The organism is Methylobacterium tardum (genome assembly GCF_023546765.1).
GTDB classification, from domain to species: domain Bacteria; phylum Pseudomonadota; class Alphaproteobacteria; order Rhizobiales; family Beijerinckiaceae; genus Methylobacterium; species Methylobacterium tardum.
Window position 1 is genome coordinate 2,441,854 of sequence record NZ_CP097484.1, and the last position, 18,207, is coordinate 2,460,060.

Consider the following 18,207-nt stretch of genomic DNA (forward strand, 5'->3'; position numbering starts at 1 on the left):
GGCGTGGCAACCGTCCGACCGCAAGGCTGCTTCGAGCGGCGTACTGCGATAGCTGCCTTGGAGCATCACACGCCCGGCCACTGATAGTCCCGGAACTGATCCCGCAGCGTCGTCTTCTGGATCTTCCCCGTCGCCGTGTGCGGGATCTCCTCGACCAGAACGACATCATCCGGCAACCACCATTTGGCGATGCTCGGGCGCATGAACGCGAGGATCTCAGCCTTCTCAGGCGTGCGGCCGGCCTTTGGCACGACGACGAGCAGCGGGCGCTCGTCCCATTTGGGATGGGCGATGCCGATCACCGCCGCTTCCGCCACGTCGGGGTGGCCGACCGCGAGATTCTCCAGTTCGATCGAGGAGATCCATTCGCCGCCCGACTTGATCACGTCCTTGGAGCGGTCGGTGATCGACATGTAGCCATTCGGGTCGATGGTGACGATGTCACCGGTATCGAAGAACCCGCGGTCGCCGAGGATCGGCGTGCCGTCCCGGAAGTAGGCCTTGGCCACCGCTGGGCCTGCAACCTTGAGGCGGCCGAGCGTGGTGCCGTCCCAAGGCAGATCGCTGCCCGAATCGTCGGTCAGGCGAAACTCGACCCCGAAGGGCGGGTATCCCTGCTTCGTCTTGAGGTCGAGGCTCGACGCCTCGTCCAGGCGCTCGACCTCGGGTTTGAGCGCGCAGAACGAGCCGATCGGGCTCATCTCGGTCATCCCCCAGGCGTGCATCACGGCGACCCCGTAGTCGCGACGCTCGAAGCGCTCAATCATAGCGCGCGGACAGGCCGACCCGCCGATCAGGATACGCCGCAGGTGAGCGAGCCTGCGCCCCGTGGCGTCTAGGTGCTGAAGCAGCCCGAGCCAAACCGTCGGCACCCCCGCCGTCACAGTGACGTCCGCCCGCTCCAGCAACTCGTGCAGCGATGCGCCGTCGAGCCGGGGGCCGGGTAGAACCAAGCCCGCACCCGTCATCGGAGCCAAGAAGGCGAGCGACCAGCTGTTGGCATGGAACAGCGGCACCACCGGCATCGCGACGTCGCGGCTCCTGAGCCCGATGTAGTCCGGGCTGTTGTTGGCCATTGCGTGCAGCACGTTCGACCGGTGCGAGTAGAGCACGCCCTTCGGCTTGCCCGTAGTGCCGGAGGTATAGCAGAGGCCTGCCGCCGCGTTCTCGCCGAGGCGCGCCCAGGCGAAGTCCGCGTCCGCCTCTGCAATCCACGCCTCGTAGGCGACCGCGTCGCGCAGGTTCGTCCTGCGGCATGTGAGCCGCGTCGGTGAGGATGACGAAGCGCTCGATCGTGGGCAGGTCTTCGGCCAGCCGCTCGACCAGCGGCACGAACGTCAGGTCGAGGAGGAGGATCCGATCCTCCGCATGATTGATGATGTAGGCGATCTGATCCTCGAACAAGCGAGGGTTGACCGTGTGGTAGACCGCACCGACACCGGTGATGCCGTACCACGCCTCCAAGTGGCGCCACGTGTTCCAGGCCAGCGTCGCCACGCGGTCGCCCGCACGGATGCTGTCCCGCTCCAGCCTCTTGGCGAGCCGCCGCGCTCGCTCGTGGATCTCCGCATAGGTCGTGCGGTGCATCGGTCCCTCAACGGAGCGCGAGATCACGGCCCGATGAGGGTGCTGGGCCTCGGCATAGTCGAGGATGCGGTGAATGAGCAGGGGCCAGTCCTGCATCTGGCCGAGCATGGCGCGCCTGTGCCTCCCTTTGGCCGCGCGGAGGCACCCGGCCTCTTCCGACGCGGACTTGCAAGCGGGCATCGAGGTCCGCTGGCGCCGAGCTTAGTGCATTTCGTGTCGGAAGGGATTCGGGTGGCGCGCGATCTTGTGTCATCACCCAGACGCTCAAACTCGATTGCGTCAGCGTCTGCTTCCGAGGTGCTGCCAAGTTCAACGACAGAGCGGCATCAGATCTCAAACTGAATGTCGGCTATCGGGCGGCCGTCCAATGACGGCCAGCTCGGCTGGATCGCCGCCGTAGACTGGGGCGAGCCCAAAAACTGTGTCGGCGGCGGGCAGATCCTCGCGTTCGGGATAGTGCCCGATGGTCGCGATCAGACCGTCGTGCCTAAGGGACTCAGAGTCGAGGTCTTGCTCGGCGAGCCGTTCGATGTCTGCGGGTGTAAGTGATCGGTTGAAGCGGACGAGGGTGAACAAGGTCCCTGTCCTCTCCCACAAACGCTGCGCCATTCGCCGGACCTGGCTGGGTGTGGCGTGGCCGAGGGAGCGCAGGATCTCACGCTGGCCGAACCGTGGGCGCAGATCGTGGGGGATGATACGACGAAACAGGATCGTCTGTCCGCGGCTGCGGATGTTGGTGCGGGGCAAGGCGTGATTCCCTGCCGTCCAGAACTGCGGACATCCCGAGTGGGCCTGGACGTTGCGGTCGGACCGGGCAGGTCCGGAAACAGCCGGAGAATCAACGGTCGGCTGAGAATCTCGAGCCTTTGGCTGGGGCGCCAGGATTCGAACCTGGGAATGGCGGTACCAAAAACCGCTGCCTTACCACTTGGCGACGCCCCAAGGTGGGCGGTCGCTGTCTAGACGCCAGTGGGGCACGTGGCAAGCGCTCAGATCGCGGACGCGGAGCCGTTCCAGCCCCGCGTCCGAAGACCCTTCGCCCGAAGACGGTCTCAGGCGCGCTCGGGGGCGCCGTCGATGCGCCGCGGCAGGCCGAGAGGGTTTGCGGCGCGGAGCGCGGCTGGCAGCAGGGCGTCCGGGACGTCCTGATAGCTCACCGGCCGCAGGAACCGGTCGATCGCAAGGCTGCCCACGGAGGTCGTGCGCCCGTCCGAGGTCGCCGGGTACGGTCCGCCATGCACCATGGCATGCGCCACCTCGACCCCGGTCCCGAACCCATCGACCAGGATGCGGCCGACCCGCCGCTCCAGGAGCGGAAGCAGATCGCGCGCCGCCGCATGGTCCGCGGCAGCGAGGTGCAGCGAGGCCGTCAGCTGGCCTTCGAGATGCTCCAGCACCGCCCGCATCGCCGCGAAGTCCGGGCAGCGGACGACGAGGGCGGAGGCCCCGAACATCTCCTCCTGCAGCGCGGGATCCGCCAGGAAGGCGTCCGAGTCGGTGGCGAACAGGGTCGCCCGCCCCTGCGTCGCCGCACCCTCCGGCCCCTCGGCCAGCAGGGTGACGGCGTTGTGGCCCGCGACCCGGGCGACGCCCTCGCGGTAGGCGCGCTGGATTCCCGGCGTCAGCATGGTCGCGGCCGGGCTCTCCCGAAGCGCCGCCGCGGCCGCGTCGAGGAAGGCGTCCAGGCCCGGCCCGGGCAGGGCCAGGATCAGGCCGGGATTGGTGCAGAACTGGCCGGCACCCAGGGTCAGCGAGGCCGCGAAAGCCTTGCCGATCGCCGCACCGCGCGCGTCCAGCGCGGCCGGGAACAGCAACACCGGGTTGATGCTGCTCATCTCGGCGTAGACCGGAATCGGCGTCGGGCGCCCGGCCGCGATCGCCATCAGGGCCGTGCCGCCCCGGCGCGAGCCGGTGAACCCCACGGCCGCGATCCGGGGATCGGCGACCAGCGCCTGGCCGATGGACTGACCGGCATCGAACAGGAGCGAGAAGGTCCCCTCGGGCAGGCCGCAGGATGAGACCGCCTTCTGAACGGCGCGGCCGACGAGTTCCGAGGTCCCGGGATGGGCCGGATGGGCCTTGACGATCACCGGGCAGCCGGCCGCCAGGGCCGAGGCGGTGTCACCGCCCGCGACCGAGAAGGCGAGCGGGAAGTTCGACGCCCCGAACACCGCCACGGGCCCCACCGCGATGCGGCGCAGGCGCAGGTCCGGCCGCGGCAGCGGCTTGCGGTCCGGCAGCGCCGGGTCGATGCGCGCCGCGACATAGCTGCCGTCGCGCACCACGCTGGCGAAGAGGCGCAGCTGGCCGACGGTCCGGGCGCGCTCGCCCTCGATCCGCGGGCGGGGAAGCCCGGTCTCGGCCATGCAGCGGGTGACGAGATCGTCGCCGATCTCCAGGATGTTCGCGGCGATCGCCTCGAGGAAGCCGGCCCGGGCTTCCGGATCGGTCTCGCGATAGGTGTCGAAGGCGGCCTCGGCCAGCGCGCAGGCCCGGTCGAGGTCGGCGAGGCTCGCCCCCGGGAAATCGGGCTCCATTGGTTCGCCGGTGGCCGCCGCCACCGCCCGGAACGCAGCCTCCCGGCCGCGCCGGGCCTCGGTCCCGATCAGGTTCTCGCCGCGCACGGTCATGAGCTGCTCCTCTTCATAAGGGTGCGACCGCGCCGCACCGGGACGGCCATGGCGGGGCCCGTCAGCCCCGCTGCGCCGCGAACGCCTTCTCGCGGATCGCCGCGAGAGTCATGGTCGGGGTCAGCGCCTCCGGATCGGCGAGGCAGTGGATCATCGCCGGCAGGCCGGAGGCGAGGCTGCGCTCGAAGGCGGGGGCGAACGCTTCGGTTCGCTCGACCCGCTCGCCGTGGCCGCCGCAGGCGCGGGCCAGCGCCGCGAAGTCGGGATTGCGCAACTCCGTCGCTGAGACCCGGCCGGGATACTCGCGCTCCTGGTGCATCCGGATCGTGCCGTACATGCCGTTGTCGAGCACGACGACCACGACGGCGACGCCGTACTGCACGGCCGTGGCGAATTCCTGCACCGTCATCATCACGTCGCCGTCGCCCGCGAGCGCCACGACGATCCGCTCGGGGTGGCTGCGCTTGGCCATCACGGCGGCCGGCAGGCCGTAGCCCATTGAGCCCGATGTCGGCGCGAGCTGCGTGCCGAAGGCGCGGAACCGGTAGTAGCGGTGGACCCAGGTGGCGAAGTTGCCGGCGCCGTTGCAGATCACCGCGTCCGGCGGCAGCCGCTCGCGCAGCCACGTGATTGCCTGCCCGTACTGGAAGGCGCCCGGCTTCGGTTCCGGCGTCTCCGACCAAGCGCGATAGGCGGCGTGGGCCTCGGCGGCGCGCCCCTGACCGGTCGGCGCGAAGTCCGGCAGCGCCGCGCAGAAGGTGTCCGGGGTCGCCTCGATGGCGAGGGCGGGCTGGTAGACCCGGCCGAGCTCCGCCGCGTCGGGATGGACATGGACCAGGGGCAGGCCGGGATCGGGGATCCCGAGCAGGCCGTAGGATTGCGCGGGCATCTCGGAGAGGCGCCCGCCCACCATCAGCAGCAGGTCGGCCTCCTTGATCCGGGCCAGAAGGGCCGGGTTGGGCCCGATGCCGAGCTCGCCCGCGAAGTTCGGGTGATCGGCGGGAAACAGCTGCGCCCGCCGGAACGAAACCGCGACCGGGATGTCGTGGCGCTCGGCCCAGGCCGCGAACGCGGCCACCGCCCCGGCGGTCCAGCGCGAGCCGCCGAGAAGCGCCACCGGCCGCCGCGCCTCCGCCAGCATCGTCCGCAGGCGCTGCGCGTCGCCCGGGGACGGGGCGGGCTCGGTCGGGACCACGCGTGGCGCGTCGGTCGCGGCCACGACATCGCCGAGCATGTCCTCCGGCAGGGCGATCACCACCGGCCCCGGGCGGCCCTGGAGGGCAACCCGGAACGCCCGGGCGAGGATCTCCGGGATGCGCGCCGCGTCGCCGATCTCCACGGCCCACTTGGCGACGCCGCCGAACATCTGCCGGTAATCGATCTCCTGAAACGCCTCGCGGTCCCGCATCCGCCGAGCGATCTGGCCGACGAACAGGATCATCGGCGTCGAATCCTGGCGGGCGATATGGATTCCCGCCGAGGCGTTGGTGGCGCCCGGCCCCCGCGTGACGAAGCAGATGCCGGGCCGGCCGGTGAGCTTGCCGGCGGCCTCCGCCATGATCGCCGCGCCGCCCTCCTGCCGGCAGACCAGGACGTCGATCCCGCTGTCGCGCAGGGCGTCCAGAACCGCCGGGTAGCTCTCGCCGGGTACGCAGGTCACGCGCTCGACGCCCTGCGCGAGCAGCTGGTCGACGAGCACCTGCGCGCCGGTGCGTGAGGGCAATCCGCTCAAGCCGTTCCTCCCTGGCGATCGAGCCGCGCCCGAAGCCTCTTGCGGGTCATGCCGCCCGCCACCTCCTGAGATACGTCTGATATCCCAGTGCGGGTTGCGGGCATCCCGATGCGCGTCAGCCTGTCAGACGCGCGGCCTGCGGTCGAGGGCGCGCCGGGTCATTTGATCGAGAAAGTCGAACAGCCGGCCGATGCCGGCAAGCGCCGTCTCGGGATCGCGGGCCGTGATGCCCGAGACGATGGCGGCGTGGAGGCCGGCGCAATCGAGGAAGCTGGCGGTCGGCTCGTGGGTGTACCAGAACCGCCGGGACTGGGCGTGGAGGGCCGTCATGGTGCTGGCGAGGGTGGTGTTGTAGGCCGCCCCGACCAAGGTCTCGTGCAAGGACCGCTTGGTCCGGAAATAGACCTCGCGGTCCCGCGCTTCGGCAGCCGCCAGCAGGGCGGCGACGCAGGCTTGCAGTCGCGCCATGTCGTCGTCCGAGCCGCGCGCGATCACGCAGCGCGCCACGGTCTCGTCCAGGGGGCGCCGGACCTCGAGAAGCTCGAGATGCTTGAGGATGTCGACCGGCGTGACGAGCACGCCGCGCCGCGGGTGAACCTCAACGAAGCCGATCGATTTCAGACGCGCCAGCGCCTCGCGGACCGGGGTCCGCCCGAGCGCCAGTTCCGCGCCGAGTTCGCCCTCGGAAACCATCGCGCCCGGGGTCAGGCGGCGACTGATGATCATCTGCTCGATGGCGTCGTAGGCGGTTTCGGCCAGCGAGCGCGGCCTCTGCGCCTCGGCCGGCGCCGTGCTCCCGTCGCCCGCAAATCCCAATCCGGCCAAGGGCTTCCCCGTCGATGTCAGGCCGTGTCTGCCGCGACCTGCGCGGTTGACAATGGCGCGGCGCGCCGTGTTACTCAAGACCTGGGATATCAGTTCGTGCGCAGCGCGGACGGGAGCCAAGGCCGGTGCAAGCGACGCGTGATTGTCACCGTCGGCGGGCGCCGAGACCGAGGCCCGGGAGGAGGAGCGGATGGCCGGGTTGTCCCCTGAGACGCGCGCCAAGCTGAAGACCGTCAGCACGGCGACCCTGATGACCGCCCTCTTCAAGCGCGGCTTCCGGAACCAGATGATCCAGGAGGTGCGGCCGCTGAAGCCCGGCGGCGGCATGATGGTCGGCGAGGCCTTCACCCTGCGCTACATCCCGGCCCGCGAGGACCTGAACTCGATCACGGTGTTCCGGGACCGCGCCCACCCGCAGCGCAAGGCCGTTGAGGAATGCCCGCCCGGCGCCGTGATGGTAATCGACAGCCGGAAGGATGCGCGGGCGGCCTCCGCCGGCTCGATCCTGGCCACGCGGCTGATGGTGCGGGGTTGCGCGGGGCTCGTCACCGATGGCGGCTTCCGCGATGCCGACGAGATCGCCCAGCTCGCCATGCCGAGCTACCACGTACGGCCTTCGGCGCCGACCAACCTCACCATCCATCAGGCCATCGACATCAACGTGCCGATCGGCTGCGGCGATGCCCCCGTCTTCCCCGGCGACGTGATCGTGGGCGACGGCGACGGTGTGGCGGTGATCCCGGCTCACCTCGCCGACGCGATCGCCGACGAGGCCGTCGAGATGACCGCCTACGAGGATTTCGTGACCGAGGAGGTACGCAAGGGCCGCACAATCCTCGGCCTCTATCCTGCGACCGACGAACAGAGCCTGACCGACTTCGCCGCCTGGCGGCAGCGGACCGGACGCTGAGCGGGCCGCTTCCGCCCGCTCCGGGTGCGGACGCCGATCGGTGCCGGGCCGTGACGTCACGGTTTCGGCTCGGAGGGCGCCATGGCGGCGGGCATTCCCACGGTTACGGCAGCGCCAGAGATCGAGCGGCGCACGATCGCCAAGGTATCGTGGCGTCTCCTGCCGCTGATCGTCCTGATCTACTTCGTCGCCTACATGGACCGGACCAACGTGGGCTTCGCCTCGTTCGGCCTGAACCGGGAATTCGGGTTCTCCGCCACGGTCTACGGCTGGGCGGCCGGCATCTTCTTTCTCGGCTACGTCATCTTCGAGGTGCCGAGCAACGTCCTCCTGGAGCGGGCCGGGGCGCGGCTCTGGATCGCCCGGATCATGGTCACCTGGGGACTGGTCGCGGGCAGCATGGCCTTCATCACCGGCCCGGTGAGCTTCCTCACCCTGCGCTTCCTGCTCGGCGTCGCCGAAGCCGGCTTCTTCCCCGGCATGATCCTCTACTTCACCTACTGGTTTCCGCAGCGGTACCGGGCTCGGGTGGTGGCCGCCCTGTTCCTGGCCGTGCCGGGCTCGAACGTCCTCACCGCGGTGATCTCGGGGGCGATCCTGCAGCTCGACGGAACATGGGGGCTGCACGGCTGGCAGTGGCTGTTCATCCTCGAGGCGGTGCCCTCGATCCTGCTGGCCTTCGCGGTTCTGGCGCTGATGACGGACCGGCCGGCCCAGGCGACCTGGCTGAGTGCGGAGGACCGTGCTTGGCTGGCAGAGACGCTGGCGGCGGAGCGCGCGGCGACGCTCCGGACCCATGGGCATTTCACGCTCTGGCAGGTCCTCACCGACCGGCGGGTGCTCGCGCTTGGGGCGATCTACTTCAACATCGGCACCGCCACCTACGGCATCACCTTCTTCCTGCCGCCGATCCTGAAGAGCCTGCACCTCACCGACTGGGAGACCGGCGTGGCCACGGCGGTGCCCTACGTCGTCGGGACCGTCGGCATGATCGCCTGGAGCTGCTCGTCGGACCGGCGCGACGAGCGGCGCTGGCACTTCGTGATCGCCGCGCTGGTCGCCGCCCTGGGCCTGATCGCCTCCGGTCCGATGCTGGGCAGCCTCTGGGCGCTCACGGCGATGTCGGTGGCGACGATCGGGCTCTACGGGAGCAAGCCGGCCTTCTGGGCGATGCCGGGGGAGTTCCTGTCGGGGCCGGCGGCGGCCGGCGGCATCGCGCTGATCAACGCGATCGGCAATCTCGGCGGGTTCGTCGGTCCCTACGTGCTGGGCTGGCTCAAGGATTACACCGGCACTTACGAGGCCGGACTTTACTTCCTGGCGGCTTGTGCCGTCGCGTCCGGAGCCATCACATGGGTCGCAGTCCGGCCGGGCAGGATGTCGGCGGATCGGCGGTTCGACGCGGAGGGGGCAGTCCAGCCGGCCCGTCCGAACCCGTGAGACCGGAGACAGAGCGATGACCGCGCGCAAGAAGACCCTGGACGACCTGCGCAGCCAGCGCTGGTTCGGCGCCACCGACCTGCGCAGCTTCGGCCACCGCTCCCGCATGCTCCAGATGGGCTACGAGCGCGCGGATTTCACCGGCAAGCCGATCGTCGGCATCATCAACACCTGGAGCGACATCAACCCCTGCCACCAGCATTTCCGCGAGCGCGTGGAGCACGTGAAGCGCGGCGTCTGGCAGGCGGGCGGCTTCCCAATCGAGCTGCCGGCGCTCTCGCTGTCCGAGAATTTCGTCAAGCCGACCACGATGCTCTACCGCAACCTCCTGGCCATGGAGGTGGAGGAGCTGCTGCGCCAGCATCCCGTCGACGGCGCGGTGCTGATGGGCGGCTGCGACAAGACCACGCCCGGCACCGTCATGGGCGGGATCTCCATGAACCTGCCGATGATCTTCCTCCCGGCCGGACCGATGATGCGCGGGCATTTCGGCGGCACGATCCTGGGCTCCGGCTCGGATGTCTGGAAGTACTGGGCCGAGAAGGAGGCCGGGAACATCACCACGCAGGAATGGAACGACATGGAGGCGGGCATCGCCCGCTCCGCCGGCACCTGCATGACCATGGGCACGGCCTCGACCATGACGTCGATCACCGAGGCCTTGGGGCTGTCCCTGCCCGGCTCGGCCTCGATCCCGGCGGCGGACGCCGACCACCCCCGCATGGCCGGCGCCTGCGGCCGGCGGATCGTCGAGATGATCTGGGAGGACCTGAAGCCCTCCGACATCCTGGACCGCCGCTCGATCGACAACGCCCTGGTGGTCCACAACGCGCTGGCCGGCTCCACCAACGCGATGATCCACCTCGTGGCCATGGCGGGGCGCGCCGGTATCCCGGTCAAGCTCACCGAGTTCGACGAGTTCGCCCAGAAGGTGCCGGTGATCGCCAACCTTCGGCCCTCGGGGCAGTGGCTGATGGAGGATTTCCACATCGCGGGCGGCATCCGCGCCCTGATGGTGCGCCTGTCCCCCCTGCTCCACCTCGATGCCCGCTCGGTCACCGGCGGCACGATCGGCGACGGGCTCGCCGGTATGAAGGTGTTCAACGACGACGTGATCCGCCCGCTCGACCGGCCGATCGTCTCCATGGGCGGGACCGCGATCCTGTACGGCAACCTCGCCCCGGACGGCTGCGTGATCAAGCCGCCGGCCGCCGACCCGCGTTTCCTGAACCATACCGGGCCCGCGCTGGTCTTCGACAGCTACGATGCGATGAACGCGGCGGTGAACGACCTCGATCTCGACGTCACCCCCGACCACGTCATGATCCTGCGCAATGCCGGCCCGATCGGCGGCCCCGGCATGCCGGAATGGGGCATGCTGCCGATCCCCAAGGTCCTGCTCCGGCAGGGCGTGCGCGACATGGTCCGCATCTCGGACGCCCGAATGAGCGGGACCAGCTACGGCGCCTGCATCCTGCACGTGGCGCCGGAATCGGCTGCGGGCGGCCCGCTCGCGGCGGTACGCAATGGCGACCTGATCACGGTGGACGTGCCCGGGCGCCGGATTCACCTGCACCTCGACGATGCCGAGATCGCGGCGCGCGTGAAAGCCTTCGTGCCGCCGGACCGGGCCTATCCACGGGGCTACAACCGGCTGTTCGCCCAGCACGTGCGGCAGGCCAACGAGGGCTGCGATTTCGACTTTCTGGAGGGCGCCGGGGGGATCCCGGAACCCGAGATTCACTGACCGGCCCGAGCCGTCGGCAACAGGCGGCGGGCCACATGACAGGGAGGTATCATGGTCATGATCGCACGCAGGGGGCTGCTCGCCGGAGCGGCCCTGCTCGGTGCCGCGCGGGCGGCCGGGGCCGGCTGGGAGCCGTCGCAGCGGGTGCCGGACCCGGCGGTGGAGATCCTCGACCCAGCCTTCGCCAAGTACAGGCTCGCGTCGGCGACGGTGGAGCGGGTCGCTACCGGCTTCCGCTGGGCCGAGGGGCCGGTCTGGTTCGGCGACATGGGATCGCTGCTGTTCAGCGACGTGGTCAACGACCGGATCATGAAATGGGAGGAGGCCTCGGGCGCGCTCTCGGTGTTCCGCAAGCCGTCGAACTACGCCAACGGCAACACCCGCGACCGGCAGGGCCGCCTGATCACCTGCCAGCACAAGACCCGCAGCGTGACCCGGACCGAGTACGACGGCACCGTCACCACGCTGATGGACCGGTTCGACGGCAAGCCGCTGAACTCGCCCAACGACGTGGTCTGCCACTCCGACGGCGCGGTCTGGTTCACCGATCCGGCCTTCGGGCCGAACCCGCACGAGTCGATGGCCGCACCGGAGCTTCCCGGCAACGTCTACCGGATCGATCCCAGGACGGGGCAGGCCAGCGTCGTGGTCGAGGGCGTGGCGGGTCCGAACGGGCTCTGCTTCTCGCCGGACGAGTCCAAGCTCTACGTCATCGAGGCGCGGGCGAAGCCGAACCGGCTGATCCGCATCTACGATGTGGTCGAGAGCGGCACCAAGACCGCGAACGGGCGGGTGTTCTACGATGCCGGCACCGGCACGCCGGACGGGTTCCGCGTCGATGTCGACGGCAATCTCTGGTGCGGCTGGGGGATGAGCGGGCCGAGGACGGGGTCATCGTGCTGTCGCCGCAGGCCAAGCTGATCGGCCGGATCCGCTTGCCGGAGCGCTGCGCCAACCTGTGCTTCGGCGGCGTCAACCGCAACCTGCTGCTGATGACGGCGTCGCACTCGGTCTACGCGCTGTACGTGAATACGCGGGGTGCGGGGACCTGCTGAGGTTGGACGGGCGGTTCGCGCCGCAGTGCCGTCCTTGCGAGCGGAGCGAAGCAATCCAAGATAGCGCCACGCTGACCGATGTCGCGCTGCCCTGGCTCGCTTCGCTCCACTCGCGATGACGGGGGCGCAAGCCCCCGCCCCTACTCCGCCGCCTGCGCGAGATACCGCGCCGGGTCGTAGTTCAGGATCGGCCCGAGCCAGCGCTCGACCTCGCGGATGTCCATCCCCTTGCGGGCGGCGTAATCCTCGACCTGATCCCGCTCCACCTTGGCGACGCCGAAATAGTGCGCCTCCGGGTGGGCGATGTAGATCCCCGACACCGACGAGCCCGGCCACATGGCGTAGGACTCGGTGAGCTTCACGCCGATGCGGCTCTCGGCCTTCAGCAGGTCGAACAGCGTGGTCTTCTCGGTGTGGTCGGGCTGGGCCGGGTAGCCCGGGGCCGGACGGATGCCGTCATACTTCTCCAGCACCAGATCCTCGGGGGCGTAGGCCTCGTCGGAAGCGTAGCCCCAGAACTCCTTGCGCACCCGCTCGTGCATCCGCTCGGCGAAGGCCTCGGCGATGCGATCGGCCAGCGCCTTCACCAGGATCGCCCGGTAATCGTCGTTCGCCCGCTCGAAGCGCTCGGCGATGCGCACTTCCTCCAGGCCGGCCGTGACCACGAAGCCGCCGACATAGTCGGCGATGCCGGTCTCGGAAGGCGCCACGAAGTCCGACAGGCAGGTGTTCGACCGCCCGTCGCGCTTCGAGAGCTGCTGGCGCAGGCCGTGGAAGGTGGCGAGCCGCTCCGACCGGCTCTCGCCGGTGTAGAGCGCGATGTCGTCGCCGACGCTGTTGGCCGGCCAGAAGCCGATCACCGCCTTCGGGTTGAACCAGCGCTCCGCCACGATCTGCTTCAGCATCTCTTGCGCGTCCTCGTAGAGGGCGCGGGCGGCCGGGCCCTGCTCGGGGTCGTCCAGGAGCGCCGGGAAGCGGCCCTTGAACTCGTAGGTCTGCAGGAACGGCGTCCAGTCGATGTAGGGCACGAGGTCGGCGACCTCGTAGGAGCCGTAGACCCTCGTGCCGGTGAAGCTGGGCTTCGCCGGCTTGTAGCCCGACCAGTCGATCTTGAACGCGTTGGCCCGCGCCTTGGGCAACGGCAGCCGCTGCTTGTCGGCCTCCGAGCGCTTATGGGCGTCGGCAACCTTGGCGTACTCGGCCCGGACCTTCTCGATCGTGGGCCCGCGGGTCTCCTTGGAGATCAGGCTCGACACCACGCCGACCGCGCGGCTCGCGTCGGTGACGTAGACCGCCTGCCCCTTGGCGTAGGCCGGGTGGATCTTCACCGCCGTGTGGACGCGGCTCGTGGTGGCGCCGCCGATCAGCAGCGGCACGTCGAGCCCCTCGCGCTCCATCTCGCCGGCCACGTGGACCATCTCGTCGAGCGACGGGGTGATCAGGCCCGACAGGCCGACGATGTCGACCTGCTCGCGCTTGGCGGTCTCCAGGATCTTGGCGGCCGGCACCATCACGCCGAGATCGATGATCTCGTAGTTGTTGCAGGCCAGCACGACGCCGACGATGTTCTTGCCGATGTCGTGGACGTCGCCCTTCACGGTGGCCATCAGCACCTTGCCGGCGGCCTGGCGCTTGCCATCGCCGCCGTTGGCGCGCTTCTCCTCCTCCATGAAGGGCTCGAGATAGGCCACCGCCTGCTTCATCACGCGAGCCGACTTCACCACCTGCGGCAGGAACATCTTGCCGGAGCCGAACAGGTCGCCGACCACGTTCATGCCCGCCATCAGCGGGCCCTCGATGACGTGGAGCGGGCGCTCGGCCTGCTTCCGTGCCTCCTCGGTGTCGGCCACGATGTATTCGGTGATGCCGTTGACCAGCGCGTGCTCGATGCGCTTCGCGACCGGAGCTTCGCGCCAGGTCAGGTCGGCGGTCTTGGCCTGCGCCGAGGCGCCAGTCTTGAACCGCTCGGCCGCCTCCAGCAGGCGCTCGGTGGAATCATCGCGGCGGTTGAGAACCACGTCCTCGCAGAGTTCGCGGAGTTCCGCGGGGATCTCGTCGTAGACGGCGAGCTGGCCGGCATTGACGATGCCCATATCCATGCCGGCCTTGATGCAGTGGAACAGGAACACCGCGTGCATCGCCTCGCGCACCGGCTCATTGCCGCGAAATGCGAAGGACAGGTTCGAGACGCCGCCCGAGATGTGGGCGTGCGGCAGGGTCTCGCGGATCGTGCGGGTCGCCTCGATGAAGGCCACGCCATACGGATTGTGTTCCTCGATACCGGTGGCGACGGCGAAGATATTCGGGTCGAAGATGATGTCCTCGGGCGGGAAGCCGACCTGCTCGGTCAGGATTCGGTAGGCCTTGGTGCAGATCTCGACCTTGCGCTCGTAGGAATCCGCCTGACCCTGCTCGTCAAAGGCCATCACCACCACGGCGGCTCCGTAGGAGCGACAGATCTTGGCGGCCTCGATGAACTTCTCCTCGCCCTCCTTCATGGAGATCGAGTTCACGATCGGCTTGCCCTGGATGCACTTCAGCCCGGCCTCGATCACCTCGAACTTCGAGGAATCGACCATCACGGGCACCCGGGCGATGTCGGGCTCGGCGGCGACGAGGTTCAGGAACTCGACCATCGCCTTCTGGGAGTCGAGCAGGCCCTCGTCCATGTTGACGTCGATCACCTGGGCGCCGGCCGCGACCTGATCGCGGGCGACGTCGAGCGCCGCCGCGTAGTCGCCGTTGGTGATCAGCTTGCGGAACTTGGCCGAGCCGGTGACATTCGTGCGCTCGCCGACGTTCACGAAGGGGATTTCCGGCGTGAGCACGAAGGGCTCGAGGCCGGAGAGCCGCATCAGGCGCGGGATCTCGGGGATCGGCCGCGGCGCCTTGCCGGCGACCGCCTGCGCGATGGCGCGGATATGGTCCGGCGTGGTGCCGCAGCAGCCACCGACCATGTTGACGAGGCCGCTTTCGGCGAACTCGCCGACAAGCTTGCCCATCGCCTCCGGGCTCTCGTCGTAGAGGCCGAACTCATTCGGCAGGCCGGCATTCGGGTAGGCGCAGACGAGCGTGTCGCAGATCCGCGACAGCTCGGCGATGTGGCCGCGCATCTCGCGGGCACCGAGCGCGCAGTTGAGGCCGAAGGTCAGCGGCTCGGAATGCCGCAGGGAGTGCCAGAAGGCCGCCGGGGTCTGGCCCGACAGGGTGCGGCCCGAGAGATCCGTGATCGTGCCGGAGATCTGGATCGGCAGGCGGATGCCGGTCTCGTCGAAGACCTGCCATGCCGCCGCCACCGCGGCCTTTGCGTTGAGCGTGTCGAAGATGGTCTCGATCAGGATCAGCTCGGCGCCGCCGTCGATCAGGCCGCGGACCTGCTCCACGTAGGCCTGCTTCACCTGATCGAAGGTGACGGCCCGGAAGCCCGGGTTGTTCACGTCCGGCGAGATTGAGAGCGTGCGGTTCGTCGGGCCGATGGCGCCGGCCACGAAGCGGCGGCGGCCGTCCTTCTCTTCGGCGAGCTTGGCGGCCTCGCGGGCGAGCCGCGCGCCCTCGGCGTTCAGCTCGTGGATGATCGACTCCATGCCGTAATCGGCCTGGGCGATGGTGGTGCCCGAGAAGGTGTTGGTCTCGCAGACGTCGGCGCCGGCCAGGAAGTAGTCGAGGTGGATCTGCCGGATCGCGTCGGGCTGGGTCAGGATCAGGAGGTCGTTGTTGCCCTTCTGATCGTGGCCGTGATCCTTGAAGCGGTCGCCACGAAAGTCTTCTTCCGAGTACTTGAGCCGCTGGATCACGGTGCCCATCGCCCCGTCGAGGACGAGGATCTTCTCCGCCGCGCGCTGGCGCAGGGCCTTCGCGATCGCGGTGCCGTCGACGGGGGCAAAATCGGTCATCGTGCGTCCTGTCAGATCACCTCATCCTGAGGTGCCGAAGCGAAGCGGAGGCCTCGAAGGAGCCCTCCAGATGTTGTGGCGATCGTCGGAACCCGCCTTCGAGGCCGCTCGCGCGGCACCTCAGGAGGGAGAAAAATTTTGTCCACTCAGACGCTTCCGTGCCATGGGCGTGGAAGCGTCCTCGTCTTTGCGAGCGAAGCGGAGCAATCCAGCAGCGCCACGCTAAAGGATGTCGCGCTGCCCTGGGTCGCTTCGCTGCGCTCGCGATGACGGGTCGGGAGCGTCAAGCGCGGACCCGAAAATTAGGCCGCCGCCTTCGCCGCCGCCAGCTTCGGCGCCTGAGCGCGCAGGCCGAGCAGGTGGCAGATCGCGTAGACCAGATCCGAGCGGTTCATCGAGTAGAAGTGGAAGTCGTTGACGCCCTCGTCCACGAGGTCGAGCACCTGCTCGGCCGCCACCGCGGCGGCGACGAGCCGGCGGGTCTCGACATCGTTCTCCAGGCCCTCGAACCGGGCGGCCAGCCAGTACGGCACCGAGGCGCCGGTGCGGCGGGCGAAGTTCGCCGCCTGCTTGAAGTTCTGCACCGGCAGGATGCCCGGGATGATCGGGATCGTGATCCCGGCGGCCCGGACCTTGTCCAGGTAGCGCAGGTAGATCTCGTTCTCGAAGAAGAACTGGGTGATCGCCTGATCGGCGCCGGCATCGACCTTGGCCTTCAGAGCGTCGATGTCCGCCTCGAGCGACGCCGCCTCCGGGTGCTTCTCGGGATAGGCCGAGACCGACACCTTGAAGTCGCCGATCCGCTTGATCCCCTCGACCAGCTCGGCGGTCGAGGCGTAGCCCTCCGGATGCGGCCGGTAGGCGTGGCCGACGCCCTCGGCCGGGTCGCCGCGCAACGCCACGATGTGACGCACGCCCGCGTCCCAGTAGGACTGGACCACCGCGTCGATCTCCTCGCGGGTGGCGTCCACGCAGGTGAGGTGCGCGGCCGGCTTCAGGCTGGTCTCGCGGACCATCCGGGCCACGGTGTTGTGGGTGCGCTCGCGGGTCGAGCCGCCGGCCCCGTAGGTCACCGACACGAAGCTCGGCTGGAGTGGCGCGAGGCGCTCGATCGAACCCCAGAGGATCTTCTCCATCTCCTCGGTCTTCGGCGGGAAGAACTCGATCGAGACACGGATCGGGTGGTAGCCGTCGCGGCTGGCGCGGTGAGTGGAGCGTCGCATCGGGGTCTCGTCCTCTATGTCGGTCGGTTCAGACGATGGGGTTGAGCCTCAGGCGAAGGCGCGCTGGGGCTGTTCGGTTGTCTCGTTGGCCAGCCCATCCTGAGCCAGCCAGAGGGTGACGGTGAGCTGGCCCGCTTCGCGCGGTGCCAGATCGCGCGTGGCGACCGTGTCGAGGCCGGTCTCTGCGAGCCAGCCGGACACCTGATCGCTGGAGAAGCCGAGGCGGCGGTGGGCTTGGCTCGTGCGCAGGAACTCCAGCTCGTGCGGTGCGAAGTCTACCACCAGGAGGCGGCCCCCCGGCGCCACGAGCCGGGCGGCGGCGCGCAGCGCCCGGGCCGGGTCATCGAGATAATGCAGCACCTGATGCACCACCACGAGGTCGAAGCTCGCGCGCGCGAAGGGCGGCGCGTGGATGTCGCCCTGTCGGAGGTCGACCCGCGTCAGGCCCTGCCGTTCCAGGTTGGCTCGGGCGACCGACAGCATGGCATGGCTCGAATCGAGCCCGGTAGCGCGCCCGGCGCGCGGCGCGAGCAGGCCGAGCATCCGGCCCGTGCCGGTACCGAGATCGATCAGGCTGCCGATCGGACGGTCGCCCAGAGCGACGAGAACCGCCGCCTCGACGGTCGCCTCAGGCACGTGCAGGGAGCGCAGCTCGTCCCATTTGGGTGCCAGCCGCGCGAAGAAAGTCTCGGCTGTCTCAGCCCGCTGCGCCCGGACGGCGTCGAGCCGGGCGCGATCCTCCGAGAGAGGCGGCGCGGTCCGGTCGAGACCGGACAGCAGCGGATCCGCAAGCCCGGCGCGGGCTTCGGACAGCCGGAAGAACGCCCAGGCGCCCTCACGGTGGCGCTCGGCGAGCCCGGCCTCCACCAGAAGCTTGAGATGCCGCGAGATCCGCGGCTGCGACTGGCCCAGAATGTCGGTGAGGTCCGAGACCGACAACTCGCCCTCCGCGAGCAGCGCCAGGATGCGCAGGCGCGTCTCCTCGGCGGCCGCCCGGAGAACGCCGAGCGCCTCCGGAAATGGGATCGAACCCGCCTCTTGCCTGCGTTCGATAGACATAAAGATATGTTTATGTGCGTTTCGAGCGCCGTGCAAGCGCGATCTTGACCCTGCTCTGCCGAATCATGGGACCCGAGCGCGACGACGGCGTTGAACGCAGGCCCGT

General features: G+C 69.3%; 10 protein-coding genes, 1 tRNA gene and 2 pseudogenes. 4 read left to right on the plus strand and 9 right to left on the minus strand.

Going from position 1 to position 18,207, the window contains the following annotated elements:
• Window positions 1-65 precede the first annotated feature (65 nt).
• The 6 genes and pseudogenes from M6G65_RS11530 to M6G65_RS11555 all read right to left on the minus strand — a co-directional run bounded on the left by M6G65_RS11530 (window position 66) and on the right by M6G65_RS11555 (window position 6,774).
• Window positions 66-1,695 (minus strand): annotated as a pseudogene (locus tag M6G65_RS11530) (long-chain-fatty-acid--CoA ligase).
• 225 nt (window positions 1,696-1,920) lie between these two features.
• On the minus strand, window positions 1,921-2,334 hold the full coding sequence (locus M6G65_RS11535; RefSeq protein WP_238197066.1) for a DUF6538 domain-containing protein: 414 nt from the start codon (window positions 2,332-2,334) through the stop codon (window positions 1,921-1,923).
• Window positions 2,335-2,454: 120 nt separating this feature from the next.
• A tRNA-Gln gene (locus tag M6G65_RS11540) sits at window positions 2,455-2,529 on the minus strand.
• A 110-nt stretch (window positions 2,530-2,639) separates the two neighbouring features.
• Window positions 2,640-4,217 carry an aldehyde dehydrogenase (NADP(+)) gene (locus M6G65_RS11545; RefSeq protein ID WP_238197067.1) on the minus strand — a complete coding sequence of 526 codons (1,578 nt, stop codon included), beginning with the start codon at window positions 4,215-4,217 and terminating at the stop codon, window positions 2,640-2,642.
• Between the two features lie 61 nt (window positions 4,218-4,278).
• Window positions 4,279-5,949: a thiamine pyrophosphate-binding protein gene (locus tag M6G65_RS11550; RefSeq protein WP_250103951.1), complete on the minus strand. Its 1,671-nt coding sequence runs from the start codon at window positions 5,947-5,949 to the stop codon at window positions 4,279-4,281.
• 123 nt (window positions 5,950-6,072) lie between these two features.
• Window positions 6,073-6,774, minus strand: a complete 702-nt coding sequence (locus M6G65_RS11555; protein ID WP_238197069.1) for a GntR family transcriptional regulator — start codon at window positions 6,772-6,774, stop codon at window positions 6,073-6,075.
• A gap of 190 nt (window positions 6,775-6,964) precedes the next feature.
• Between M6G65_RS11555 and M6G65_RS11560 the strand changes: the two genes are divergently transcribed.
• The 4 genes and pseudogenes from M6G65_RS11560 to M6G65_RS11575 all read left to right on the plus strand — a co-directional run bounded on the left by M6G65_RS11560 (window position 6,965) and on the right by M6G65_RS11575 (window position 11,926).
• On the plus strand, window positions 6,965-7,684 hold the full coding sequence (locus tag M6G65_RS11560) for a ribonuclease activity regulator RraA (RefSeq protein ID WP_238197070.1): 720 nt from the start codon (window positions 6,965-6,967) through the stop codon (window positions 7,682-7,684).
• A gap of 81 nt (window positions 7,685-7,765) precedes the next feature.
• A complete protein-coding gene (locus M6G65_RS11565) occupies window positions 7,766-9,124 on the plus strand; it encodes an MFS transporter (RefSeq protein ID WP_238197071.1) in 1,359 nt (452 codons plus the stop codon).
• 16 nt (window positions 9,125-9,140) lie between these two features.
• The gene (gene araD / locus M6G65_RS11570; protein WP_238197072.1) at window positions 9,141-10,871 is read left to right on the plus strand and encodes an L-arabinonate dehydratase; all 1,731 of its coding nucleotides are present in this window, start codon (window positions 9,141-9,143) and stop codon (window positions 10,869-10,871) included.
• Between the two features lie 51 nt (window positions 10,872-10,922).
• Window positions 10,923-11,926 (plus strand): annotated as a pseudogene (locus M6G65_RS11575) (SMP-30/gluconolactonase/LRE family protein).
• 140 nt (window positions 11,927-12,066) lie between these two features.
• Here the strand turns inward: M6G65_RS11575 and metH are convergent.
• The 3 genes from metH to M6G65_RS11590 form a co-directional block, all read right to left on the minus strand.
• Window positions 12,067-15,819: a methionine synthase gene (gene metH, locus M6G65_RS11580; protein WP_238197074.1), complete on the minus strand. Its 3,753-nt coding sequence runs from the start codon at window positions 15,817-15,819 to the stop codon at window positions 12,067-12,069.
• 302 nt (window positions 15,820-16,121) lie between these two features.
• Window positions 16,122-17,042, minus strand: a complete 921-nt coding sequence (metF, locus tag M6G65_RS11585; RefSeq protein WP_192710557.1) for a methylenetetrahydrofolate reductase [NAD(P)H] — start codon at window positions 17,040-17,042, stop codon at window positions 16,122-16,124.
• Window positions 17,043-17,090: 48 nt separating this feature from the next.
• Window positions 17,091-18,101, minus strand: a complete 1,011-nt coding sequence (locus tag M6G65_RS11590) for an ArsR/SmtB family transcription factor (RefSeq protein ID WP_250103952.1) — start codon at window positions 18,099-18,101, stop codon at window positions 17,091-17,093.
• Window positions 18,102-18,207 lie beyond the last annotated feature (106 nt).

Coding starts and splice junctions, on each gene's coding strand:
- M6G65_RS11545 (WP_238197067.1), bottom strand. CDS start 4,217: ATGACCGTGCGCGGCGAGAACCTGATCGGGACCGAGGCCCGGCGCGGC.
- M6G65_RS11560 (WP_238197070.1), top strand. CDS start 6,965: ATGGCCGGGTTGTCCCCTGAGACGCGCGCCAAGCTGAAGACCGTCAGC.
- M6G65_RS11565 (WP_238197071.1), top strand. CDS start 7,766: ATGGCGGCGGGCATTCCCACGGTTACGGCAGCGCCAGAGATCGAGCGG.
- araD (WP_238197072.1), top strand. CDS start 9,141: ATGACCGCGCGCAAGAAGACCCTGGACGACCTGCGCAGCCAGCGCTGG.
- metH (WP_238197074.1), bottom strand. CDS start 15,819: ATGACCGATTTTGCCCCCGTCGACGGCACCGCGATCGCGAAGGCCCTG.
- metF (WP_192710557.1), bottom strand. CDS start 17,042: ATGCGACGCTCCACTCACCGCGCCAGCCGCGACGGCTACCACCCGATC.
- M6G65_RS11590 (WP_250103952.1), bottom strand. CDS start 18,101: ATGTCTATCGAACGCAGGCAAGAGGCGGGTTCGATCCCATTTCCGGAG.